Here is a 24,087-nt window from a genome sequence, read left to right as displayed (position 1 = left end):
TAAGTCAAAAGGGTTAAGGAATGGTTGTAATACGCTTACAGCGAAGTATTATTCAGAAGCAAATATAGTATTCCTATGGAAAGATAATAATATCTTCCATAGTTTTCTGCTGAATTTCCAATTACATATTCCTATTCACTCATTCGCCATTCACGATTAGCTATTGTGATTTCAAGTCAAAAACAGCTTCATACAAGCAATTATCAACCCAAAGGCTAAAAAATAACGAAGCGTAGGAATATCAAATCGCTGGCTGCCAAAATAAGACCCTAGCAAGCCCCCGACAATAGTTGCAGCCACTGCCCATTGCAAATCTGGCGTGAGGTGGATACCTCCTTTTGATAATTGCCCGTATAAACCGGAAAGAGAGTTTACGAAGATAAATAAAGCCGATACAGCCGCTGTTTCTTTGAGTTTTGCCCAACGCATCAACAACATTAAAGGACTTAAAATAATACCCCCACCAATGCCTATCATACCTGATAGCAAGCCTATAGCTGCACCCGATAGTAAAGCTGCCCATAATGGCACAGGCCGATGAGGCGTTTCTTCGGTACGAAACTGATACAACAAACGGGCAATAGAGATGAATATACAAGCAGCTAATATCTTTTTATAAATACTATCAGGCAATGTCATAGTCCCCCCTAAATAAGCCATCGGGATACTTGCGAGTGCAAAGGGTAGAAACAAATTGATTTTAAAATGTCCTGCCCGATAAAACCCGATAAATGAAAATAAAGACACTGCCAGATTCATAACCAGAGCCGACGATTTCATCATAGAGGGCGCAATTCCGACCAATGCCATTACAGCCAGATACCCACTTGCTCCCCCATGCCCTACCGACGAATACAAAAAAGCTACAATAGCCAGAAGAAAAAGTAAAAGATAAAAGTAAGCTTCCATATATATTAGGCAGGGTCGTTATATTTTGACAAATATAACGTAATTAAACATTTTATACCAAAGAGTAGTTAGCTTGCTATACTCAATTAGTAATTCAGGACATGTTCTTTTAACTTTGCATCATTACCAATATCCACAAATATGCCAAAAGGATTCTTCCTTGACTTTTTTCATTCGGTGAGTATTATTGTTATTCTCATCGTCGCATTAGCGCTCTCACAACTGGCACGTAAAGCACTCAACCGATATGCCAGAGCAACCTCTCGTAACATCCGAATCAATGCTACTACTTTCAGTTTTCTGAAAAATGCGATAAGCTTTGTCATTTTTGCTGTAGCCATTATTCTGGTTATTCATCTGATTCCGGGTCTGGAAAAACTGGCTACTACCCTGTGGGCAAGTGCGGGTATTTTGTCAGTCGTGATAGGTCTGGCTACGCAACAAACTTTTGGTAATATAGTCAGCGGTATTTTCATTGTGATTTATAAACCTTTCCGTATTGGCGATGCTATTCAGTTGCCTAATGGTCAGAACGGCATTGTAGAAGACATTACTTTACAATTTACAGTCATTAATAATGCCGAAAACCGACACATCATTGTGCCGAACTCAGTTATTACCAGAGATTATGTGATCAACTCAACCATTATTGATGATAAAGTTTGCAATCAGATTGATGTAAAGATTGTCACAAAAGATATTGACCGGGCAATGGCTTTATTGAAAGAAATTGCCGTCAGTCACTCTGATTTTTACGATGCTTCTATTGTAGCAGTAAATGATGATACATTTCCAAAGATAACGCCTGTTCTGGTACAGGTGATTGACTTATCCGATTCGTGGATTACCTTAAGACTGAGCGTGTGGTGCAAATCTTCGTCTAAAGCCTTTGCTATGAAATCTGACCTATTGCTGGCCATCAAAAAAAGGTTTGAGGCCGAGGGAATTAAAATATAAAAATAAGGGCCACTCGATGAGTAGCCCTTGGGTTTCGTTTCAAAAGGCGGTCAGGCAGCTTTTTTTGCTTTTTTATGATGATGTTTTTTTGAATTGTCTGCTACTTTTTGCTCGTTCTTGGCATCTTTCTTCTCTACTACTTTAGCGTTTTTTTCCTTGGGGTTTTGTTGTTTTTTACCTCCTTTGGCAAATGTAACAGGGGCGAAAAGTATAGCAACTGCTAAGGCTGCTAATAAAACTGACTTTCTCATGTTTCTGATAGTTTAAAATTGTAAGGACTATTCACCTGACACCGGCGAACTTTCTGATACAAATTTCAACCATAGCCATTAAAACTAATACAAGTCAAAATTAAATGCAGGTTAAATGTTGCTTATCAGGATTAAAATCTTGCCTAATTACTATCTGCATTCGGTAACTGCACAGTCACTTTAGTACCCTCGTTTAATGCGCTCTGAATACTTATTTTGCCCTTGTGAAGTTCTACAATTTTACTACAAACCGAGAGCCCTATACCGAAGCCGGAGATATTCAGCGCATTTTTGGAACGATAGAAAGGCTCAAAAATCGATTCCAGATCTTCTTTCGGTATACCCATACCTTCGTCTTTAATCGTAACGATGGTATAAGCCTTATTAAAATCGATAATTACCTCTGCCTGTTGCATAGGCGAATATTTGCAGGCATTATCTATCAGGTTGATAAAAGTCGTTTTCAATAAAGCTTCATTACCAAAAACGATAATAGAATTTTCGTCTTCGGGTTCTTGTGCATATTTTACGGTAACACGATATTCAGGCTTACTTAGGCCTAATTCATCCTGAGCCTGAAATATAATATCATCAATACGCACTTCACCAAAGTTGATTAATGGCGACTTAAACGGACGAACAATCTGCAATAAATCGTTTGAGAGATTTATGAGGCGATTAATATCATGGCGGATATTCTGCAGAATACCTTTGTGTTGTTCAATAGTCAGATTCTCTTCGAGACTAATTTCTACCTCCGATTTTAAAGCGGCTAAAGGGGTACGCAATTCATGAGATGCATGAGACACAAAGCTCTTTTGTAGCTCAAACGACTGCTCTAAGCGAGACAGCATTTTGTTAAAAGCTGCAGCTAATAAGCCTATTTCGTTCTTGTTATCGTGCCCCTCAATACGTTGCCGAAGGTTATTAGCCGTAATGGTACTTATTTTACTGATAAATGCATTAACAGGTTTCAGTGCTCCACCAGCGAAGAAAATGCCTAATAAAATAGTAACTATAATACCTGCTACTAAACCTACAATCAACGTATCGCGTAGATTCTTTAATTTACTCTTTCCGAATTTATCAAATGCCGAAGCTAATATGACAAAGTGTTGGTGATCTGAATTATAAACCAACCCTAAGGATTCATTTTCACCATTCGAGAACTCCAGATATTTAGCTTGCCTTACCCTATCTAACAAAGAAGCGTCGTAATCAATGACGATGTCGTCGATATTACTGTATAAGAGTTCATCTTTATCCGAAAAAATCAGAATCTTCTCGTCATGCAGCGTAGTAAGTGTGTGCTTATCGATAATTCTTAATAAAGCCTTATCAATTTCATCTACTTTAATGAAAAAAGAAGCAGTAGTAAGCGCCTTGTTTTTAAGACGCTCCATAAATTCTTCTTCTCTATAGGTAGACGATTGCTGATAGATGATCCATGAAAACAACGATAATAAACTCGCAACAATAATTGAAAACTGAATCGCTATTTTGGTTTGTATTTTCATGCACTTTCTCTAATCATGTACCCTAGACCCGGGCGGGTATGAATCAGTTTAGGTTCAAAGCCTTTATCAATTTTACGGCGTAGAATATTGATATATACCTCAATTACATTCGTACCAGTATCAAAATGAATATCCCATACATTGGTTGCAATTTCGGGTTTAGAGATGATTCTGCCCTGATTTCTCACCAGGAATAACAGAAAATCGTATTCACGGGCAGTTAATCTTATCTCATGCCCTGCTCGTTTCACTAATTTACTGTCAAGAAAAATTTCAAGGTCTGCAATCTTCACTACATTCCCTACATTTTCAGGTTCAGGGTTATTATGTCTTAATGCTACCAATACTCTATGATATAGCTCTCTGAAATCGAAAGGTTTTACAATATAGTCGTCTGCTCCTGATTCAAAACCCTCTATTTTGTCCTCTATTTCGCTCATGGCCGTCAGCATCAGTATCGGTAGATTGGGCTTAAACGACCGGATACTTTTGCATACTTCAAAACCATTCATTTCGGGCAGGTTAATATCCAGAATGATTAAGTCAAAGTCTACCGACTCTGCGCGTCTTAGCCCCAAAGTACCATTATAAGCTACTTCTATTTCAAAACCTTTATTTGTTAATCCTCGTGTCAGTAGTTGAGCGATTCGCTGGTCGTCTTCAACTACTAAGATTTTTTTTGCCGACATTCCGTTCACAATCTTAAAAAATTATTCAATTTTTAGTTTGTAGATTTGTACTATTTTACTGATTAAAACAGATATTTCTCACGAATCAATCAGCATTTTAACACTTACATTTACTCAAAGATACGAATCTAAAAGCACTGTTTTCAGTCATTTATCTTTTTTTAATAAATTACTAAGTAATAATTAAGCTGTATTTCAAGGTCAAAAAAGATTTATGGTTTAAACTTGTACTACACTTAAAAGTCTTAATAGTAATTCAAAAAAACCTAAAAACATCTCTATTTTAAATCTCTGAAAATACCCTGATAAACTGGCATAAGCAGTATTTTGTTATACATAAGCTAAAATTAACCAAATAAATTACTGCTTCAATAAAAAATACCCTTAAATTATTATCTTGCTACGTATATTCCTTTTTAAAGTACCGATTCGCAATTACCTTTGCTTTTCTATTGATTTTTAAACTTTCCTAAACTATCTATTCTAAATGGACCAACAACCCACAGAACATCAAACACGTACCTATGCGGCTGGTATCAGTATTTTACTCCTGCTTTCTCTATTATGGGGTGGCTACCAATGGAGAATCGGAGGTACGCTCAAAAAAGAAAATGAAGTCCTGACTAAACGCACCGACTCCCTGAAAGTAGTAAGGGACAATCTTCAAAAAGAACTGGAAGGCATATCGTCACAGTTGGAAGCCGCTACGGCTCAAAACCAGAGCATGTCTGCCTCACTTACAAGTATCAACGAGAAATTAGCCGAAAAAGACAAGGCGCTGAATCGTCTGCAAAAAGACAATCAATCTATAGGCACTTTACGAAAACAGGTAAATGAGTTAAAAAACCTGAAAGAATCGCTTAGTAACGAGTTGGCTAGTGTTAAGCAGGAAAACGCGCGCTTAAGGGCAGATAATTCAAGACTTACTCAGGAAAATGCAGATTTAAGAAGACTCAATAGCGATAAAAATGTTAACACCTTTTTGCCGAAAGAGGAAGAAGAATCTTCTGCTTCGCTCTTGGGGGCTAATGCCTTTCGGGTAGATGTAATGAACCGCAAAGAAAAACTGATAGTAAAAGGCCGTAGGGCAAGAGAAGTAGCTATTATGTTCGATTTGCCAGAAGGTGCCAAAGGAGGAGAAGACGAAATTGTATACTTAAGTGTAAAAGATATTACTCAGAAACCTTTGAAAGACTCGAAAGCCAAGCAGGTGAATGTAAACATAAAAGGTGTAATGAATCCGGTGACGGTGCACCTGACTAAAGCCGTAGATTTTACCAGAAACCCTCAACGGGTTAATTTGAAATATAAATTAGATGAAAAATTGAAAGCAGGCGTGTATGTGGCAGAACTTTTCACCGAAAAATTATTCGTTGGCAAAGTTGAGTTCCGGTTAAGATAATTGCCTGCCGATAGAATTATCAAGCCCTTTTAGCTTTGGGATTTATATTGATAAAATAGGTAAAGATTGCCATTATCTTTACCTATTTCTTTTGTAGTCGCTTACTTTACATTACTTAAAACCCTCGGAATCGGAAGAATTTCTGTCTGACGGCCATCTATATATCGGAAGCCTTTTTCATCAAAAAAACCGTCTTCTTCCAACATAATTCTGATAGGTTTCTTCCATTCAGCCAAATCAACTGATACATTGAGTTCAATTGAATAAGCTGTATTAAAATTAAGAGGATAATCACCGCTGCCTATAGTTTTCCCTTGATTATCCCACATACCAATGGTTGGCCCGGCGGCATGTCCATGATTCCCAATCGGGTGTGTATAAATCGTGCCCCGTAAACCCTCCTTCTTCGATTGTTCCAATGCTTTCGCCAGAATCTCGTTACCTGTTAAACCAGCTTTGAAATTATCTGTCAGGTTGTTTTGTAGTTGGTTGCCTTGCTTAAACGCTTCTTTAAGATAATCAGGTATATCTGTTTCGCCCGGCTTTAATATATAGGCATGTTGCTGTTGGTCGGTATTCAGGCGCAGGTAGGTAATACCAAAATCACAATGCAATAAATCGCCTGGCATAATTACCTGTTTTTGCGGACGTTTTGAAAATGTGCGCAGATGATCAAAATTCTCAGGGTCAAATCGTTGGATATCAACTGTCGGATGAAACCAGGTTTCCAAGCCTAAATCAGTTACTCTCTGGCGCATCCACCATACCACATCGTCGGTTGTGGTAATACCCGGTTGGATAACTTTATCTGAAAAGGCTTCCTGAATAATATCATGCGAAATGCGGCATATCTGCTGATAGATAATCATCTCCCGCTCCGTACGTGTTTCAAGCCAGTTTACCGCCAGATTAGCCGCAGACACTATCTTACTCTGAAATTCAGCAGGCAATTTCTCCATCAATTCTTTCTGCTCTGTATAAGTCAGGGCGTCAGCATGGGCATAATACTTTGAAAAATTCAGTCCGATTTTCCTGGGATTCTTTTCCTTGATTACTTTTATCAAAGCATCCCACTGGTCAGGGTTTGTATTCAAGTCCCATTCACCTTTCAGCAAATTACCTACATCATAGCGAGCAATAGCCAGGCGTTCAACACCCTCCTTTGCGCCTTTATCAAAGAAAACCATAATGGTACGTCTTCTTGCCGAAAGCCATACGGATGGCAACATGGTTTTCATAACCGGGTCTTCGTTATATTCTCTCGAAATCAGTACCCACATATCAATCCCCTCTTTCCGCATCAATTGAGGTAAAAGATTGGTCATTCTGTCTTCCAGAATCTCGTCGATGACAGTCGCACGTTCGCGTTCTGATAAAATACGAGGAATAGACGTTTGGGCAAAAGCAGTAGAAATAGCAAAGTAACAAAAGGCAAGCAATAAAAATCTTTTCATGAGGCAGGTAGCTTAGTTTAGGGACCTAAATATAAACCTCATTCACTAAAAATCATTGACGAATTGAACATTTTTATACAATTCCGCTCATAGTTCTACTAATTCATATTATTTGAATATATTTGTTTAAACCTAATCCAATCCTATGAAATTAAGCTTTACTTTACTATTAACTTTATTTAGTTTATCCATACTCTTCGCACAAAACAAAACCCAGGTAGTAAGAGGGAGTGTCATTGATCGCATTACCCGTCAGCCTATTGTCGGAGCATCTGTTCAGATTACAAGCACAACTCAAGGCGCTATTAGTGATGCTTCGGGTCTTTTTTCCATTCCAAATGTCGCTATTGGCCGTCGTTCCGTTAAATGCAGTTCTATTGGCTACGAGACTTATTCAAGCGAAGAATTTATCTTAAACTCTGCTAAAGAAGTAGTGTTAACCATTGAACTAAGCGAAGCCACTGGCGATTTACAGGAGGTAAAAATAACCGCTTCACAAAACACCAGCCGCCCAGTAAACGATTTGGCATTTGTAAGTGCAAGATCATTTACAGTGGAAGAAACCGAACGGATTCCGGCATCAGTGAATGACCCGGGACGGATGGCATTAGCATATCCGGGGGTAAAGGCTGGTAGAGACGAAAATGAAAACAAAATAGTCGTACGTGGCAACTCGCCTTTTGGTATTTTATGGCGTTTAGAGGGGATTGATGTCCCCAATCCTAATCACTTTGCACAACCGGGTTCAGGTGGGGGTGGTATTACCGTTTTTAGCGCACAATTATTAAGCCGTTCTGATTTCTTCACAGGTGGTATGCCTCCCGAATATGGCAATGCTATCGCAGGCGCATTCGACATACGATTCAGAGAAGGTAACCAGCAAAAACGAGAATACAGAACCAAGATTGGTTTATTAGGGTTAGATTTCTCTACCGAAGGGCCGATTGCCAAAGGTCGTTCTTCTTATCTGATCAATTATCGTTATTCGACTTTGGGCCTATTAAGCCAGATGGGCTTTTATCTGGTTGGCGAAAGAGTATCGAATCTCTTTCAGGACTTATCGTTCAATGTGGCTTTTCATAGTAAAGATGGTAAGAAAACTACTACCCTATTTGGCTTAGGCGGACTAAGCACTGAGCATTATTTTCCAGTTGAAGACCCTGAAAAGCGGGTACTAGGCAAAGCTGATAACTGGGAAGACAGAATAAGACCTGCCAATATGGGAGCTATAGGGCTGACTCATAGCAGCAATATCAACGAAAAATCATCGATTAAATATGTAGTGGCCGTGATTGGCAGTTCTATCAAGCGTTTCTCTGATACGCTTAGCTTAAAAGATGAACGATTCAGATATGATACACAGGCATACAAAGAGTTTCGTCTGGCAGGTGCGGTGGCTTATAACTATAAATTCAGCAATAAAACCCGCTTGAAAACCGGAGCCATTCTGAACTATATTGATTTTGATTTTTTTAAAGAAACTGCTGCCCGAAAATCAGTTAGTGATGTTAATCAACCAAACGCAGGCAGACAGGTTTCAGTAAATGGCAGTGGTAGTACCCAGACAGCCCAAGCTTATGCACAGATAGTACAGAATTTAGGCAAAGGCCTGACCTTAAATGCGGGTCTTCATCTGATGCACCTGTTTCTGAATAATACTTCTTCTGTAGAGCCTCGGCTATCCCTACAATATCGCTCACCAAATGCGCATACCTTTAGTTTTGCTTATGGTTTGTATAGCCAGTTACTACCTATGAGCGCTTATTTTTATACCCGAAAAGATACAGTAGCAGGAGTAATCAGCGAATCGAAACCTAATAAGAGTTTATCATTCCCAAGGTCAAATCATTTTATTTTAAGTTACAATTATGTAACCCCAAGCCTTTGGAAATTCTCGGCAGAGGCTTACTATCAGCTATTAAATAAAGTTCCGGTAGAACCTAAGTCCGGGTCAGGTTATTGGATGCTTAACTTCGCTGATAATTTCCCTGAGTCTGCGGTAGTCAGTAAAGGCAGAGGTAGAAATTATGGAATCGATTTGTCTGTAGAAAGATTCTTCTCAAAAAAATACTATTTGGTATTGACCGGCTCCCTGTTTGATGCTCGATACCAAACCATCGATGGTCAATGGTATAATTCTGCATTCAATGATAAATTCAGCACAGCTATTACCTTTGGCCGTGAGTTTGTGTTTAAGAATGGTTCGGTCTTTCAGATTGGTGGACGGTCAATCTTTAATGGCGGTTTCAGATACACTCCTCTAGATGTCACAGCGTCTGCTAAAGAAAAAACGTATATCATGTTAAAAGGGGCAGACTACTCCTTGCAGGCGCCTGCTTATTTCCGGCTTGATGGAAGAGTTTCTTATCGTACCAATCGCCAGAAATATGCAACAGTGGTATCGCTGGATGTGCAGAATACTACCAACAAAATAAACGTAACTAGTGTGCAGTATAATAGTGTTGAAAACCGATTAGAGACCCGTAAAACCGGAAATGGTTTTGTACCTGTATTGAGTTTCCAGATAGACTTTTAATCACAACTATACAAAACCCGCTTTTCAACGCTATATTTAGCCATTTCATCTATTAAATATCCTTAGGACACATTTTAATTTCTAATCTGTCTTTGAATAATTATATTTGTCAATATTACAATTTATTTAGTCTATCTCTCCTCTTGAATGCAACTGTTCTCAAAAATATCTGTGATTTCACTCGTACTATTGGCAAGTGCTTGTGTAGTTCCGTTTGAGATGGATGTGCAAAGTGAAAAGAAGTATATGGTAATTGAAGGTACTTTGACAGATATCGATACCGACCAGACGATTAATATTCATGAAACCTACAATTTCAAAAAAAATACTTACAATGCACCCTTATTAAATCTGAAAGTTGAAGTGAGAGTAAATGACTCTGAAATCATTCATCTCAATGAAAAAGGGAATGGCATTTATGCACTCCCTGCTTTATTCCGCATACATCCTGGTAATACCTATCAATTACGCATACAGAAACCAGATGGCACTGTTTATGAATCAAGTAAAGAAAAAACGACACAGGTGCCTGCTATCGACCGGATTTTTGATGAGTTTGAAGTAACAGGCATTAAAGGCGACTTTAAGGATCTTCCTGCCAACTATATCTATTTAGATTTCAAGGATAATCCTGATGAAAAGGATTTTTATACCTGGACATGGCAATTGTGGGAGCGACAATACTATTGCTATACCAACTATTATGATTTCTCGTGTGATAGCGAGTGTTGGGAAATACTTTATAATAAAGATTTTAATGTTTTCAGCGACATCTATTCCAACGGTAAAAACACGATTGGAAAGCTGGTCAGTAAGATACCTTTTTATTCGACTGATGGCGCACTTCTTGAACTTAAGCAGCAGGCAGTATCCGAACAGGTATATCAGTATTTTAAATTGGTAAGTGAGCAGTCGCAAAACAGTGGCACATTGGTTGATACACCTCCTGCAGCTATTGTAGGGAATGTACGAAATATAAATGATTCTACCGAACCTGTAGCAGGGGTATTTTCTGTAGCAAGTACAGTAAAACAGAAATATTGGCTAGACCGTAAAAATGGACATGGAAAGGCTTCACCGATTGGAATTTTAGGCCGTATGCCTGTTCCGGCACCAAATGCCCGGCCCTATCCATGTATTGACGGCCCCGGTCGTACCCCCTTTAAACCGGAAGGCTGGATTTATTAACCATACAACTATCAATAAAATTTCCATCTGACTAATGAGTATAAAAACAAAGTGGTTTATTCTTATAATAGGTTTGTGGGTATGTTCGTGTGTTGAACCTTTTGAAATGAGTTTTCCGCAGGGTAAAAAAATCCTGACTGTAGATGCTACCATTACTGATGTAGATGAAGAACAGATTTTTACAATAACTGAATCTGAAAGCCGGAATAGTGTGGTTTATTCTTTTCCTGTCAGACAGGCTAAAGTTGAAGTAATAGTGAATAAGACAGAACGGATATTATTGACGGAAAAGACTCCGGGCATTTATGTCCTCCCGCGATCATTTAAGGTAATAGTAGGTAATACCTATCAGCTTTTTTTTGAGAAATCAGACGGGACTAAATATCAGTCGGGTGAAGAGGTAATGACCAGCGTGGCAGAGATTGATAGAGTATACGATGAATTTAGGATGGAAGGTCAGAATACAGAAGTCGGTTATGATCCTGCATCGTATGTATATTTAGATACTACAGACCCAGCCAATGAAAAAAATAACTATGTATGGACCTGGCGTCTATGGGAGAAGCAGATTATCTGCAAGTCTTGTGTAGGTGGGAGATACTTTACTTCACCTCCTCCGTTGGGTCAATGTGTCAGTGAAGAAAAATATAAGGACGTTCCTTATTTTGATTACGCCTGTGATGGTAAGTGTTGGGATATATTCTACAATACGACTATAAATGTATTCAGCGATATCTATAGCAACGGAAAAACTATTAAGGATAGATTAATAGCAAAAATACCTTATTATTCATCCGAGGGGGCATTGCTTGAGATTAAGCAGCAATCTGTTACGCCATCAGCTTACAGATATTTGAAACTACTAGCTGATCAGGGGCAAAATACCGGTAGCCTAGTAGATACGCCTCCGACAGCAGTCATTGGCAATATCAGAAATTTAGCTGATTCAGGGGAGGAGGTTGCTGGTTTTTTTAGGGTATCAGGTGTGCGCACTTTTAAATACTGGTTAGACAGGGCAAGTGCGAGAGAAACCAAAGCCATTCCAACAGGTATAATAGGACATCAGATTTATTATGAACCTAATTCATTACCGCCTGATCCACCCAGACCACCCATGGCACCTTGCGTACCGGGTAAGTATCGGACAAATGTAAGACCACAAGGTTGGATTGAATAATATTAAACCCAATTAAAATTAATAAAATGCTCAGAAGCAAAAGTTTCCTACTCCTATTGTGTATTTGTATACTATTTTATGCCTGTGTTGAACCTTTTGAGTTAGAAAGACAGAAAGAAACAAAAATACTAACAATTGATGCCACAATTACCGATTTAGCCGATGAGCAGACAGTAAAAATTACAGAATCTTATAGTAGTAGTAATGTTGTTTTTGAAATACCTGTTACGAATGCGAAAGTGGAAATTGTAATTAATAATAATGAAAGAGTGCCTCTCTACGAAAAAACCAAAGGGGTTTATGCTTTACCTATTTCGTTTCATACAAGAGTAGGCGAAAAGTATAAACTGGTTTTTGAGAAAGAAGACGGAACAAAATATGAATCAACTGAAGAACGCCAGAGTGAAGTATCTGATATTACTAAGGTCTACAACGAGTTCAAAATCGATGGAATTGAATCAAATACAGGAGATAAGCCTGCCTTTTATGTGTATTTAGATACTAATGACCCTGCCAACGAAAAGAACAACTATATGTGGTCATGGAAGCTGTGGGAAAATCAGAATGTTTGTATGACCTGTGTTGGAGGCAGGTATTTTACTACTCCTGCTCCTGCACGTTGCAGAATGGAGGCTGCTTTTTCTGAAGTAACATATGACTATGGCTGCAGTGAGGCTTGCTACCAGATATTTTATAACCCTGACCTGAATGTTTATAGTGATGTTTTTTCAAACGGTCAACCGATTATAGGTAGGCTGATAGGGAAAATTCCATACTATTCTAATACTGGCGCTCTGCTTGAAATCAAACAGCAATCTATTTCATCATCAGCTTATCAATATATGAAACTATTGGCTAATCAGGTACAGAATAATGGTAGCCTCGTAGATACTCCTCCCGCAGCTATTATTGGTAATGTAAAAAATGTAGCAAAGTCTGACGAACCTGTTGCAGGTTTCTTTATGGTAACGAGCGTTCGTTCGGTAAAATATTGGTTAGATAAGAAAAATGCAAGTGTTCTGGCATCACCTATAGGTGTTGTTGACCATCCTGTTAACTTTGAACCTTCAGCCGGAGACCCCAGACGCCCCCCGCAGGCTCCTTGCGAAGAAAGTAGAGTTCGGACGCGTTTTAAGCCTGATGGTTGGGTAAATTAGTGGAAATAAATAAAAAACTTTAGAAATGACCAGAATTAAAGGTCTTGTTTCTCTTTCGGTAATTCTGTGGGTTTGCTCATGTATAGAGCCATTTCCTTTAACTTTTAATGGGAACAAAGTTATTTTTACAGTTGAGGCTACTCTTACAGACATTGACGAACCTCAGAAAATTAAAATATTTGAGTCTATTTCTTATGAGCGAAATACCTATGCCTTGCCCGTTTTAAAGGCTAAGGTAGAGCTATTAGTAGATAAGAAAGAGAAAATTCTCCTTACTGAACAGGGAAATGGTGTATATGCTCTCCCCGCTTCTTTTCGTACCAAAACGGGTAGTACCTATCAGTTATTTATTCAAAGAGTTGATGGTTCCCAGTATCAGTCAGGCGTTGAAACGATGGTTAGTGTTTCTGATATAGTCAGAATTTATGATGAATTTGTGCTTAAGGGAATACCGAGCGGTGAATTTTATAACCCGGCGCATTATATATATATTGATACACCTGACCCGGCCAATCAGAAAAACAATTATTTGTGGACCTGGAAGCTTTGGGAACTGCAAGAGATATGTACTACATGCTTAAATGGTCGATATTTTGAAATAGCTTCGGGAAGAGACCCGAAAGGTTGCAGAAAAGAAGCCGGATTCGAAAATATATGGTTTGATTATTTTTGTAATGGCGATTGCTGGGATCTATTTTTCAGTAAAGACCTGAATGTATTTAGTGATATCTATACCAATGGTAATGTCATTACAGGGAAGTTGGTAGCAAAGATACCATATTATCTGGAAGAAGGAGGATTGATAGAGGTACAGCAGCAATCTGTTTCTCCCGATGCGTATCGTTATTTTAAACTGATAGCCGATCAGGTGCAGAGTAATGGCAATCTGGTAGATACCCCTCCGTCCGGAATCATTGGGAATGTAAAGAACATAAATAATGCAAACGAACCTGTTGCCGGTTTATTTATGGTTACAAGCATAAAAAAGAAGCGGTACTGGATTAGCCGCGAAAATGCCAAAGGCAAAGCGTTCCCTCTGGGTTTATTAGATCATACCATTATACCGGAACCTGAAGAAAACAACGATCCGGGAAGGCCCCCGCTCGTGCCATGTATTGAAGGCCCAACCCGAACAAAAATTAAACCGGAGGGCTGGATTGACAGAATTAAAAAACCTAAGTAAGAGTATATTTAAAGCTTTACTTTTCGGTCAGAAAAATACAATTTAAATATATTCTAAGAACACTAAGACAAATATCATCATATTCATTACCATCAATTGACCCATTCTTATCAAATGAAAAAACTTTATCTCATAAGTTCATTTCTCTTATTCAGCATAGTTGTGCAGGCACAGGTATATTATCGGTTCAGCGGCTATGTACGGGATACAACTGATGGTAAACCATTGGCCAAGGCCTCAATTAATATTGATTTTGGAAAATTCGGAGCCGTTACTGACGATAATGGTTTTTTTGAATTGAATATTCCCTCAGGCGAACACGCTGTAACCATAAAGTTTATTGGCTACCGCCCTGTAAGAGATGGTTTCAGAATCTTATCAGATATGAAACGAAGCTATGCTTTGGGTCGGTTAGAAAACGAACTCGAAGAGGTAATTGTATCAAGCAAGGGAGTAGAAGCCAACGTACAACGCCCATTACTTGGGGTAAATCAATTGAATATCAAAACCCTTCGTAAACTCCCAGCCGCTGTTGGTGAGATAGATATTCTGAGAGGTTTGCAGATGCTTCCGGGTGTAACCAGTGTGGGTGAAGCATCTAACGGGGTAAATATCAGAGGAGGTACTACCGACCAGAACTTACTCTTACTAGACGATATACCTATCTTCAATCCTACTCATATGTTTGGTTTGTTTACGGCATTTCCATCTGAAGCGGCATCAGGTGTTGAGGTATACAAGGGGAATACGCCTGCCCGTTTTGGTGGTAGAGCCGCTGCGGTAATGGATGTTACGCTGTCTCAACCTTCGTTAGACAAGTTTAAGATGAATGGAGGTATCAGTTTGGTTTCCAATCGTCTTACCTTAGATATCCCTGTTGTTAAGGATAAGTTAGGAGTTATGATTTCAGGGAGAGCTTCATACAATGACTTCTTATTACCATTGGCCTCAAAAAAACTAGATGATATAAAAGCCAACTTTGCTGACCTGGTAGGAAAAGTATTCTGGCGTTTGAATAGTAAAAATACGATTACGGCTTCGGGCTATTATAGCAAAGACTTTTTCCAGACGCAACTATTAGGCGGAATCGGTAATATAAACGCTACTTCTACCCAATACGATTACCGTAGTAGAAGTTTCTCGGCACGCTGGTTTTATGCGATATCACCAAAGTTAAACCTGCAAACAACTGTTGTTTCAGCTTATTATTTACCAAAAACTTTATTACCTGAACTTAATTCTGACAATAAAGTCGCATTATTATCAGATATAGACTACAAACAAGCCAAAAGCAACCTCAACTATTCTCTGAATAAACATAATATAGAAGCCGGTATCAGTGCTACCAAATACAGAGTTTCTCCGGGAGAATTACGCCCCGGTAGCAGCCGTAGTGTGTTAGCGTTGAAAACTCCCGACGAATATTCTTTAGAAACAGGTATCTATGCCGAAGATGAAATTACGCTTTCGCCTAAAACTACTTTTTCTGTAGGTGTAAGGTATTCACAATTTTATGCCCTAGGGCCATCTGATGTGCATATTTATGCACCTGGTGAACCGAAAGATGCACTATCTGTACGTGATACAGTCTCTTATGCCAAAGGCAAAGTCATTCAATCTTATGGTGGTTTTGAGCCGAGAGTGGGTTTAAAGTATTCAATTAGCGATAAGACTTCTATCAAATTAGGGTACAATATCATGCGTCAGTATATGCAGGTAGTAACTAACACCACCACTCCCCTACCTACTTCTCGCTGGAAAACCTCTGATATGCACATTCGTCCACAGGTAAGTTCATTGATGGCAGCAGGGATATTCCATAATCTACCGGGCAATGTATACGAACTTTCAGTTGAGGGGTATTATCGCATGACCAACAATATTATTGACTACAAACCCGGCGCTGATTTCTTGTTAGACTCACATCCCGAAATGCAGTTATTGCAAGGTAAAAACCGCTCTTATGGTTTAGAAGTTATGTTCTCGAAGAAAAAAGGTGAGATGACCGGTTGGGTAAACTATACTTATTCTCGCTCAATGAATCTGGTATCTGAAGGCACTACTTTTGGTGAGCAGATAAATTTCGGCAAGTGGTATCCGGCTAACTACGACCGCCCGCACTCATTCAATGCTTCGGTGATTATCAATCAGGGCAAGCACCACGATTTCTCGTTTAACTTCTCTTATAGCACTGGTCGTCCGTTTACAATGCCCGAAGGATTCATTATCTATCAGGGCACCAGTTATCCTTATTATGGGGTACGTAACAATGCGCGTCTTCCTGATTATCACCGCCTTGATTTTGCCTGGAATATTTATCAGCCAAGCATGAAAGACAAGCGTTTTAAAGGCAACTGGACATTTACTGTATTTAACCTATACGGCAAGAAAAACGCCTATTCGGTCTTTATCCGTACGCAGGGCACAGCAGTTTCAGCGTATAAGCTAGTGGTATTTGGTGCACCAATTGTGTCGTTGTCATACAACTTCAAATTTATGTAAATTGCATTTTCGCAATACTTGAAAAAAAGTCCTCTGCATAAGAGGACTTTTTTTATTGCTACGCAACCCTCTTATCAATATCTGCATCTACTGAGAAACTAACAATTTTAATCTTCTCTGATATTATGAAAAAGCTTCAATTATTATCACTCGCTCTCGTACTATGCTGCTCAAATCTGGTTTTCGCCCAAAACTTAGAAGCCAATACACAATGGTTGAGTAGCCATCTCGACAGATTAGTAAAAGAAGAAAAAGGTAAAAATCTGAATGTAAATGACAAAGAAAGTGTGCCAACTTTCAAATTTAAGGGTTGCCAGATGAACATGAATATAGATTCAAAAAAATCAAAAGATTCAGATGTTGATTTTGGCATGAGTATCTCATGGCTATTGAAAGATGTTCAGAAAGTTTCTTACGCTAAAGAAAAAGATGGTTATGAATTGAAAATGGTAGTGCCTGCCGACAGAATGAAAATGAAATTAGGCTTTGGCAACGATAATGCTTTGAGCGGTTCGTTCAATCTGAAAGATAATGATAGCGACAGCAAAACCAGCTTTACACTCCATACAGAAGATGAGAGTTTAGTGAAGGAAGTAGTACATAAATTTGAAGATTCGGTAAGAATGTGTAAAAATAGCAGATAATCAGAAGGGGGCAAATGCCCCTTTTGTTTTTAAAACTCCAGATAGGGCTCTATCTTCTGAATAGTAGCATCATCTAATAGCTTTATCCGTTTTAAATCTTCTATCGACTTAAAACTGCCATGTTGCTCGCGATAGGCAATAATTGCTCTCGCCTGTGCAAACCTTAAGTACGGATGTCTTAAATCTGCAAGAGATAATTGATTAACTTTTAATTTCTTGATATTTCCATTCACATACCCATACTTTAATAATTCATCTGCTGTTTCAGTGGGCAATCCATAAGTTTCCCGCACCTGATCCGCAATGGCAAATCCACCTAATATATCTCTGAATTTCACGATTCTTTTGGCATAACCTGAACCTATCCCTCTGATGAGTTTCAGTTGGGTAGTATCAGTTGTGTTCAAATCAAATTTAGCGAGCGCTTCCGCTTTTTTCGGAGCAACTGTCACAGGCTTTTCAGCTACAACAGGTTGAGCTATGATTTCCGCTTGCGGGGTATTGGTAGATGCCTCTTCGGCAGATGGTAGAGTAATATAAGGTTCTAATCTTTCGTAAGTTTCAGGGTAAAGCCCATAGATTTTAGCCAGATCTTCCTTTTTTCTGAATTTTCCACCCTTATTTCTGTATTTTTCAATCCGCTCAGCAATAAACTTGGGTAAGCCTAATTCTTCTAATTGAGCAACCGTTGCAGTATTCGGGTCAAAATTGAAATGCTTATACGTTTTAGTTTTATTATCAGTATAATCTGATTTAAACTGACGGTTGGTATTATACTCCTTAGTCTGATTATCGACTGCAACTGTCAGGCTATCCAGCATTTTTGGCGAAGAAATAACCAGATTCTGTGGTTTCTGGCTAAAGAAATAGTCGGCCCCCCACATCAGAAGAATTACTCCGATACTAATACCAAAAGCCATTACAACTCCCTTAGCTTCGTGGGAAGTCATACTTAGAGAAGTCCGGATAAATTTAAGCAGTCGGTTCATAAAATAGTAGTCACATACAAATTACTCAAAAATAACGAGATAGCCAATGAAATTGCAAGGTTTTCGCTAATTTTGTGAGATTTTCAATATATGGCTATAAATCTATTTAAAATAATTAAATGAGCAAACCAGCATTAACAAATTCACTGCAAGATATTATTTCCCATGCCAAAGAATATGGGTTTGTGTTTCCTTCCTCTGAAATCTATGATGGGCTTCAGGCAGTTTATGACTACGGACAAAACGGCGTTGAGCTTAAAAATAACCTGAAAGCAGCATGGTGGAAAGCCATGACGCAATTGCACGATAATATCGTGGGTATTGATGCTTCTATTTTTATGCACCCACTAACCTGGAAAGCATCAGGCCACGTAGATGGTTTCAACGACCCGATGATTGATAACAAGGATAGCAAAAAACGTTATCGTGCTGATCAATTGCTGGAAGGCAAAGCAGAAGAATATGTAGTGGCAGGGCAAACCGAAAAGGCGCAGGCTTTATTGGCTGAAATGGGCAGATTGTTAAGTGCAGAAGATTTGACAGGTGTACGCGATTTGATTATTGCCGAAAATATTACTTGCCCTGTGTCAAAAACTGCTAACTGGACAGAAGTACGTCAGTTTAACCTGATGTTTTCTACGCAAGTAGGTTCAGTGGCTGAAGATTCAAGTTTAATCTATCTACGCCCTGAAACAGCGCAAGGTATCTTTGTAAACTTCCTGAATGTGCAAAAAAGCGGACGTATGAAAATACCTTTTGGTATTGCACAGATTGGTAAGGCATTCAGAAACGAGATTGTAGCTCGCCAGTTCACTTTCCGTATGCGTGAGTTTGAACAAATGGAAATGCAGTTCTTTGTACGTCCCGGAACAGAAATGGAATGGTATAAACTTTGGAAAGAAACCCGTTTGAAATTCCATCAGGCCGTAGGTTTACCAATCGAAAAACTGAAATTCCACGACCACGAGAAATTGGCGCACTATGCAAACGCAGCCGTTGATATTGAATATGAATTCCCATTTGGTTTCCGCGAAATGGAGGGTATTCACTCAAGAACTGATTTCGACTTGCGCAATCATCAGGAACTATCGAAGAAAAAACAACAATACTTTGATGCTGACTTAGATGAAAACGGTAAGCCTTTTGGTAATTACATTCCTTACGTAGTAGAAACATCGGTAGGTGCTGACCGTCTTTTCCTGGCTACTTTCTGTAATGCATTTACTAAAGAAACAGTTGGCGAAGGAGAAAACGAAAAAGAACGTACTTATCTGAAACTACACCCAGCCTTAGCTCCTATCAAAGCTGCCGTATTACCATTAGTGAAAAAAGATGGTTTAGCAGAAAAAGGTGAAGCTATTGCGCAATCGTTAAAATCTTCTTTCAGAACAGTTTATGACGATGGTGGTGCCATTGGTAGAAGATATACCCGTCAGGATTTAATTGGTACGCCGTTCTGTATCGCAGTTGACTACCAGACAATGGAAGATGATACCGTAACTATCCGCCATCGCGATAGCATGGAACAGGAGAGAGTAAGTATCAGTGAATTGAAAGAAAAAATCGGTTATCAGGTTTCAATGGAGCGTATCCTTGAAAATATCTAAGAGCTTCGTTTTTAAATAGCTTAAAGCGGCATGAAATAAGAAATTGTTTCATGCCGCTTTTGTTTTTTCTCCTTGCCTGTTTCATCAAATATCCTGTTATCCAAACTGCTTTTCTCCCAATTATCTACCAATAGATAAAAAATCTTGTGACTTTCTTGATATTATTTAATTTTTTCACCTTTTCATACTATTTTTATAGTGATTATCCAAAATGGTATATACCATACTATTATAAGGATAAAGAATAAAATATGAAAAGCTTCTCAATAAACTAAACAAAACAAAAGGGGATAGTTTTTACAAACTAACCCCTTTATACAAATGCGATAATTTTTAGAAGAATAAGAAGCTATTTCTTACTTTAAACTCTACAGTTCCTAAATAATCGTTATTTGAGTAAACTGCTGCTTTATAAGTACCCGGTGTCATTTTCTCTTTCACATCAAACATAAAAGTTGTGTTTTGTGGATTTTTAGAAAAATCGACTGTTTGTGTGGCATGTACAGCAATCGGCATTAATTTTTCGCCTTTCATAATACTAACTTCTTTGTCTGCACCTTTGATAGGGACATTTTTATCGTCCAAAATGGTTAGATATAATGTTTGCATACTTTCGGTGCTCGTTTTTACCATTTCTGGAACTACAAAAGAAACTTTTAGTGTATGGGCCTTTTTCGCCTTCGCTGTTACTTTCGAATTTGGTTTGAGTACTTCCACTCTAAAATTATCTGCTGGTGAATCGTATATAATATCATCTACTTTCTTGTTTAATGAGGCAATACGCGTATTCAATTCGTCGCTTTGCGTTCTCAATTCATCATATTTAGCTTTCCATTCAGTATTTTCAGAAACCAAAGTAGCATTATTTGCCTGCAAATCTGTTAAGTTTCTTTCCATTAAAGCTTTAACATCGTTCAAAGCAATAATCTGATTATTCAGAATAGTCAGTTGCTCATCTTTCGATTTGCCTTGTTTTCTTAAATTGGCTGTTTCTCTGTTCAAACGTGTTACGACCTTTTCTTTTTCGGCCAATAAACCGTTGATATATTCAGTTTTGTTTACCAACTCAGCATTTTCGTCACGCTCATCGTTCAAATCTTTGGTTAACCCGTTGATTTCATCTTCAAGATTTTTCTTTACTGTATTCAATGAGTCTGATTGTATAGTAAATCTATCACGTTCATCTGCTATTTCGCTCGACCGGTAAGCCTGATATACTCCGAAAGCTGTAGCTACTGCCAAAGCTCCTACAAGTACCCCTGTAAAGGCTCTTTTCCGTGAATCTGTTAACTCTGCCATAATATTATAAGTGTTTGTGTGTAAAGCTCTTATAAGCAATTTTTATTAATAGAGAAAATAACCGTACCACAATTCTTTTCTCTATTTTTTACTTATATTTGTTATACAAACTGGGGAAAATACACCCCAGAATCTTTGTTTTCCAGTATAAGATTACTTATTGAAGTCTAAATTATATTGAGATTAGTCTGAAAATTAGGAAGAGAATTTTTAACTTTGACTTACTAAATCTCATTACTTTTCGTTTTTAAGGCTAAGACCAACGTTACATTGCTACATAAACCTATAATTTATGCGTAAACCGTTCAGATATGTAACGCTTTCGTTTATCTCCTGTATTATCCTTTTGCTGATACTTACTATCATCTCGTATGTAAAAGTGCATCAGACATTGGCTTATATGGACGATATTGAGCGTAACTATCAGGTAATGATGAAAGGAGAAGAGTTGATCTCGAAAATGAAAGACATGGAAGCGGGGCAGCGGGGCTATCTTCTTACACAGCGCAATGTATTTCTGAATCCTTATTATGATGCTTATCGGGTGGTTGGGAAAATCATTAACGATCTGGAAGATTTGGTAGAGCATAACGAACGGCAAATGTCAAGACTTACGCACCTGAAGAAATTGATTGCCGATAAAATTAAAATTACTGACGCCAACGTCAAATTAGCCAGAGCCAAGCAGCCTATCAGTCCTGACAACCTCAGAGAGGATAAAAACAAGATGGATGAGATAAGCAATACGATGAACCTGTTTCAATTAACCGAAAAGCAGATTCTGAACAATAAATATGATCTGAAAATCACTAATGATAAGAATTTACCAGCCTATATTATAGCCCTTTCTACTTTTTCAGTGCTGCTATTATTTGCTTCATTTGGCTTTCTTATCTATGAGCTTCGCAAGCGTATTAATTTCCAGAAAGCATTGGAGAATAATGTTGATAAATTACAACGTTCTAATTCAGAACTGGAACAGTTTGCTTATGTAGCTTCACACGATTTAAAAGAGCCGCTACGTAAAATAAGAGCTTTTAGTGGCATCCTGATGAAAAGACATTATCAGGCACTAAATCAGGATGGGCAGGAATCGCTTGATAAAATAGATAAATCTGCCGAGCGGATGCAATTACTTATTGATGACTTACTCACTTTTTCCCGCACAGTGAATCATCGAGACCAGGAATTTGAAGTAGTTAATTTAAACGAAATACTGGAGGAAGTAGAAAGTGATATTTCTATATCTATAGATGAAAAGAAAGTGAGAATTATTACAGAAGATCTACCTCTTATATTAGGCTTTTCGTTTCAACTCAAGCAACTCTTTTATAATCTTCTGAGTAATTCAATAAAATTTTCCCAAAAGGGTGTGGCTCCGTTAATTGAAATCACATCAGAAGAGATGTCGGGGAAAGATATATTCTTTATTGAGGGTATCAGAGAAGAAAGTACCTTCTACCATCTTTGTTTTCAGGATAATGGTATTGGATTTGAGCGCGATTATGCCGAAAAGATTTTTGTCATTTTCCAACGCCTGCATGGTCGCCAGGATTATGAAGGTACAGGTATTGGTTTAGCTATCTGCAAGCGGGTAATGGGTAATCATAACGGTTTTATCTTTGCCGAAGGTGAATTAGATAAAGGCGCTAAGTTTCACTTATTCTTCCCAAAAACACCAAATCTAGTTAGTAACAATCAGATACAAAAGCTTCTTTCTGTTTAATCTATCTTAATATTCTATTAGGTTTTGACAAAAGCGTTTAAAACAAATTCGGGGATATTGATTTTAAATCAATATCCCCGAATGCCAAATTACATTATCTAAAAATATTATTTAATCGGATATACCCAATCATTTGACCAATTTGGAGCAACATAATATGGTGAAACCATGTATATACTAGCCGAAGCCTCAGTACTATCAAGAGTCATATCAAAATTTGAAAGTACTGACGAACCAGCCCCAACAGTAATCCTATATGTTTTACTATTGAGTTGAGAATGTGAACCTGCAGACCCTGTTGATATATTAGAAATATTGGCCTTTGAAGATTGAATTTCTACTGTAATTGAATGTGGAAAATAATTTTGAACATAGGCACTTGGTCTATACACTGAACTTCCACTAATATACTGAAACCCAGATGGATTAAACCCGATATTTGCATAACCTGTAGAGTCAGATATTGTTCTTGCATTTTTTGGTCTTGTACCTCTATTAATCGCGTTTCTTGCCGCTATCGATTGTGGATCCTGATTCTTGAACACATAATTTTTAAGATTAAACGTATTAGGCATAGGAGCTTCTGTTTTTTGATCTGAACAAGAAATCAGAAGAAAGCGGCTAATAGCAATAGCCGCTAATTTTTACGAAATTAGTTTGGTTGCACTTAAATTTTGCACGTTTGATTATGTTTAAAAGTTGATAATTGATTATATGTAGCAAAGAATAGTCAAACAAAAAAACAAACCTGATTCTACAGGCTTTTTAAACAAAATTGCAGAAAAATATTAAGCATTAGCTATTAAGAAGAAGACCCCACTAACTTTAGTCACCAGCATAACAATAATATTTTCACAACAAAAGAGTACCGAATAATACTTTAGAATCTATTAGTTCTTG

The 24,087-nt window shown here is 38.1% G+C and carries 19 protein-coding genes; 11 read left to right on the top strand and 8 right to left on the bottom strand.

The features are described 5' to 3' along the window. Positions 1 to 171: 171 nt before the first annotated feature. Entirely contained in the window at positions 172 to 909 is a 738-nt protein-coding gene (locus tag D0T08_RS23835) for a sulfite exporter TauE/SafE family protein (protein WP_116985262.1), read from the bottom strand. Between the two features lie 141 nt (positions 910 to 1,050). Here D0T08_RS23835 and D0T08_RS23830 point away from each other — a divergent pair, with 141 nt between their 5' ends. Then, positions 1,051 to 1,866 (top strand): mechanosensitive ion channel family protein, encoded by an 816-nt coding sequence (locus tag D0T08_RS23830; protein ID WP_116985261.1) that lies wholly within the window; start codon positions 1,051 to 1,053, stop codon positions 1,864 to 1,866. A 50-nt stretch (positions 1,867 to 1,916) separates the two neighbouring features. On the opposite strand, the gene D0T08_RS23825 is transcribed toward D0T08_RS23830, so the two are convergent. From D0T08_RS23825 to D0T08_RS23815, 3 genes are all read right to left on the bottom strand, one after another. Next, a complete protein-coding gene (locus tag D0T08_RS23825; RefSeq protein WP_116985260.1) occupies positions 1,917 to 2,117 on the bottom strand; it encodes a hypothetical protein in 201 nt (66 codons plus the stop codon). A 143-nt stretch (positions 2,118 to 2,260) separates the two neighbouring features. Beyond that, a complete protein-coding gene (locus D0T08_RS23820; protein ID WP_116985259.1) occupies positions 2,261 to 3,634 on the bottom strand; it encodes a cell wall metabolism sensor histidine kinase WalK in 1,374 nt (457 codons plus the stop codon). Further along, positions 3,631 to 4,323, bottom strand: coding sequence for a response regulator transcription factor (locus D0T08_RS23815; protein ID WP_116985258.1), 693 nt, complete (start codon positions 4,321 to 4,323; stop codon positions 3,631 to 3,633). The genes D0T08_RS23820 and D0T08_RS23815 overlap by 4 nt, the downstream gene beginning before the upstream one ends. A gap of 487 nt (positions 4,324 to 4,810) precedes the next feature. Here D0T08_RS23815 and D0T08_RS23810 point away from each other — a divergent pair, with 487 nt between their 5' ends. Beyond that, positions 4,811 to 5,725 (top strand): hypothetical protein, encoded by a 915-nt coding sequence (locus D0T08_RS23810; protein ID WP_116985257.1) that lies wholly within the window; start codon positions 4,811 to 4,813, stop codon positions 5,723 to 5,725. Between the two features lie 101 nt (positions 5,726 to 5,826). On the opposite strand, the gene D0T08_RS23805 is transcribed toward D0T08_RS23810, so the two are convergent. Beyond that, positions 5,827 to 7,179, bottom strand: coding sequence for a M24 family metallopeptidase (locus D0T08_RS23805; protein ID WP_116985256.1), 1,353 nt, complete (start codon positions 7,177 to 7,179; stop codon positions 5,827 to 5,829). A 145-nt stretch (positions 7,180 to 7,324) separates the two neighbouring features. On the opposite strand from D0T08_RS23805, the gene D0T08_RS23800 reads away from it, so the two are divergent. The 7 genes from D0T08_RS23800 (at position 7,325) to D0T08_RS23770 (ending at position 17,566) form a co-directional block, all read left to right on the top strand. Continuing rightward, entirely contained in the window at positions 7,325 to 9,715 is a 2,391-nt protein-coding gene (locus D0T08_RS23800) for a TonB-dependent receptor (protein WP_116985255.1), read from the top strand. A gap of 171 nt (positions 9,716 to 9,886) precedes the next feature. Beyond that, on the top strand, positions 9,887 to 10,903 hold the full coding sequence (locus tag D0T08_RS23795; RefSeq protein ID WP_158561338.1) for a DUF4249 domain-containing protein: 1,017 nt from the start codon (positions 9,887 to 9,889) through the stop codon (positions 10,901 to 10,903). A gap of 106 nt (positions 10,904 to 11,009) precedes the next feature. Next, complete coding sequence (locus D0T08_RS23790) at positions 11,010 to 12,080, top strand: DUF4249 domain-containing protein (RefSeq protein ID WP_229239038.1); 1,071 nt, start codon at positions 11,010 to 11,012, stop codon at positions 12,078 to 12,080. Positions 12,081 to 12,106: 26 nt separating this feature from the next. Further along, positions 12,107 to 13,237, top strand: a complete 1,131-nt coding sequence (locus tag D0T08_RS23785) for a DUF4249 domain-containing protein (RefSeq protein WP_116985252.1) — start codon at positions 12,107 to 12,109, stop codon at positions 13,235 to 13,237. Positions 13,238 to 13,262: 25 nt separating this feature from the next. Next, entirely contained in the window at positions 13,263 to 14,420 is a 1,158-nt protein-coding gene (locus D0T08_RS23780; RefSeq protein WP_116985251.1) for a DUF4249 domain-containing protein, read from the top strand. Positions 14,421 to 14,534: 114 nt separating this feature from the next. Continuing rightward, entirely contained in the window at positions 14,535 to 16,922 is a 2,388-nt protein-coding gene (locus D0T08_RS23775) for a TonB-dependent receptor domain-containing protein (protein ID WP_116985250.1), read from the top strand. 125 nt (positions 16,923 to 17,047) lie between these two features. Continuing rightward, positions 17,048 to 17,566: a hypothetical protein gene (locus D0T08_RS23770; protein ID WP_116985249.1), complete on the top strand. Its 519-nt coding sequence runs from the start codon at positions 17,048 to 17,050 to the stop codon at positions 17,564 to 17,566. A gap of 29 nt (positions 17,567 to 17,595) precedes the next feature. Here D0T08_RS23770 and D0T08_RS23765 read toward each other — a convergent pair whose 3' ends face one another. Next, positions 17,596 to 18,555, bottom strand: a complete 960-nt coding sequence (locus D0T08_RS23765) for a ComEA family DNA-binding protein (RefSeq protein ID WP_116985248.1) — start codon at positions 18,553 to 18,555, stop codon at positions 17,596 to 17,598. Between the two features lie 119 nt (positions 18,556 to 18,674). On the opposite strand from D0T08_RS23765, the gene D0T08_RS23760 reads away from it, so the two are divergent. Next, on the top strand, positions 18,675 to 20,162 hold the full coding sequence (locus tag D0T08_RS23760; protein WP_116985247.1) for a glycine--tRNA ligase: 1,488 nt from the start codon (positions 18,675 to 18,677) through the stop codon (positions 20,160 to 20,162). Between the two features lie 333 nt (positions 20,163 to 20,495). On the opposite strand, the gene D0T08_RS23755 is transcribed toward D0T08_RS23760, so the two are convergent. Next, the gene (locus tag D0T08_RS23755) at positions 20,496 to 21,461 is read right to left on the bottom strand and encodes a hypothetical protein (protein ID WP_116985246.1); all 966 of its coding nucleotides are present in this window, start codon (positions 21,459 to 21,461) and stop codon (positions 20,496 to 20,498) included. A 292-nt stretch (positions 21,462 to 21,753) separates the two neighbouring features. Between D0T08_RS23755 and D0T08_RS23750 the strand changes: the two genes are divergently transcribed. Continuing rightward, positions 21,754 to 23,187, top strand: a complete 1,434-nt coding sequence (locus D0T08_RS23750) for a sensor histidine kinase (RefSeq protein WP_116985245.1) — start codon at positions 21,754 to 21,756, stop codon at positions 23,185 to 23,187. Between the two features lie 107 nt (positions 23,188 to 23,294). On the opposite strand, the gene D0T08_RS23745 is transcribed toward D0T08_RS23750, so the two are convergent. Continuing rightward, entirely contained in the window at positions 23,295 to 23,762 is a 468-nt protein-coding gene (locus D0T08_RS23745) for a hypothetical protein (protein ID WP_116985244.1), read from the bottom strand. Positions 23,763 to 24,087 lie beyond the last annotated feature (325 nt).

Source organism: Emticicia sp. C21 (genome assembly GCF_003418935.1).
Classification (GTDB): Bacteria; Bacteroidota; Bacteroidia; order Cytophagales; family Spirosomataceae; genus Emticicia.
Note: the sequence above shows the minus strand (reverse complement) of the source record. Positions and strands in the feature narration are given on the sequence as shown.

Coding starts and splice junctions, on each gene's coding strand:
- D0T08_RS23835 (WP_116985262.1), bottom strand. CDS start 909: ATGGAAGCTTACTTTTATCTTTTACTTTTTCTTCTGGCTATTGTAGCT.
- D0T08_RS23830 (WP_116985261.1), top strand. CDS start 1,051: ATGCCAAAAGGATTCTTCCTTGACTTTTTTCATTCGGTGAGTATTATT.
- D0T08_RS23825 (WP_116985260.1), bottom strand. CDS start 2,117: ATGAGAAAGTCAGTTTTATTAGCAGCCTTAGCAGTTGCTATACTTTTC.
- D0T08_RS23820 (WP_116985259.1), bottom strand. CDS start 3,634: ATGAAAATACAAACCAAAATAGCGATTCAGTTTTCAATTATTGTTGCG.
- D0T08_RS23815 (WP_116985258.1), bottom strand. CDS start 4,323: ATGTCGGCAAAAAAAATCTTAGTAGTTGAAGACGACCAGCGAATCGCT.
- D0T08_RS23810 (WP_116985257.1), top strand. CDS start 4,811: ATGGACCAACAACCCACAGAACATCAAACACGTACCTATGCGGCTGGT.
- D0T08_RS23805 (WP_116985256.1), bottom strand. CDS start 7,179: ATGAAAAGATTTTTATTGCTTGCCTTTTGTTACTTTGCTATTTCTACT.
- D0T08_RS23800 (WP_116985255.1), top strand. CDS start 7,325: ATGAAATTAAGCTTTACTTTACTATTAACTTTATTTAGTTTATCCATA.
- D0T08_RS23790 (WP_229239038.1), top strand. CDS start 11,010: ATGAGTTTTCCGCAGGGTAAAAAAATCCTGACTGTAGATGCTACCATT.
- D0T08_RS23785 (WP_116985252.1), top strand. CDS start 12,107: ATGCTCAGAAGCAAAAGTTTCCTACTCCTATTGTGTATTTGTATACTA.
- D0T08_RS23780 (WP_116985251.1), top strand. CDS start 13,263: ATGACCAGAATTAAAGGTCTTGTTTCTCTTTCGGTAATTCTGTGGGTT.
- D0T08_RS23775 (WP_116985250.1), top strand. CDS start 14,535: ATGAAAAAACTTTATCTCATAAGTTCATTTCTCTTATTCAGCATAGTT.
- D0T08_RS23770 (WP_116985249.1), top strand. CDS start 17,048: ATGAAAAAGCTTCAATTATTATCACTCGCTCTCGTACTATGCTGCTCA.
- D0T08_RS23765 (WP_116985248.1), bottom strand. CDS start 18,555: ATGAACCGACTGCTTAAATTTATCCGGACTTCTCTAAGTATGACTTCC.
- D0T08_RS23760 (WP_116985247.1), top strand. CDS start 18,675: ATGAGCAAACCAGCATTAACAAATTCACTGCAAGATATTATTTCCCAT.
- D0T08_RS23755 (WP_116985246.1), bottom strand. CDS start 21,461: ATGGCAGAGTTAACAGATTCACGGAAAAGAGCCTTTACAGGGGTACTT.
- D0T08_RS23750 (WP_116985245.1), top strand. CDS start 21,754: ATGCGTAAACCGTTCAGATATGTAACGCTTTCGTTTATCTCCTGTATT.
- D0T08_RS23745 (WP_116985244.1), bottom strand. CDS start 23,762: ATGCCTAATACGTTTAATCTTAAAAATTATGTGTTCAAGAATCAGGAT.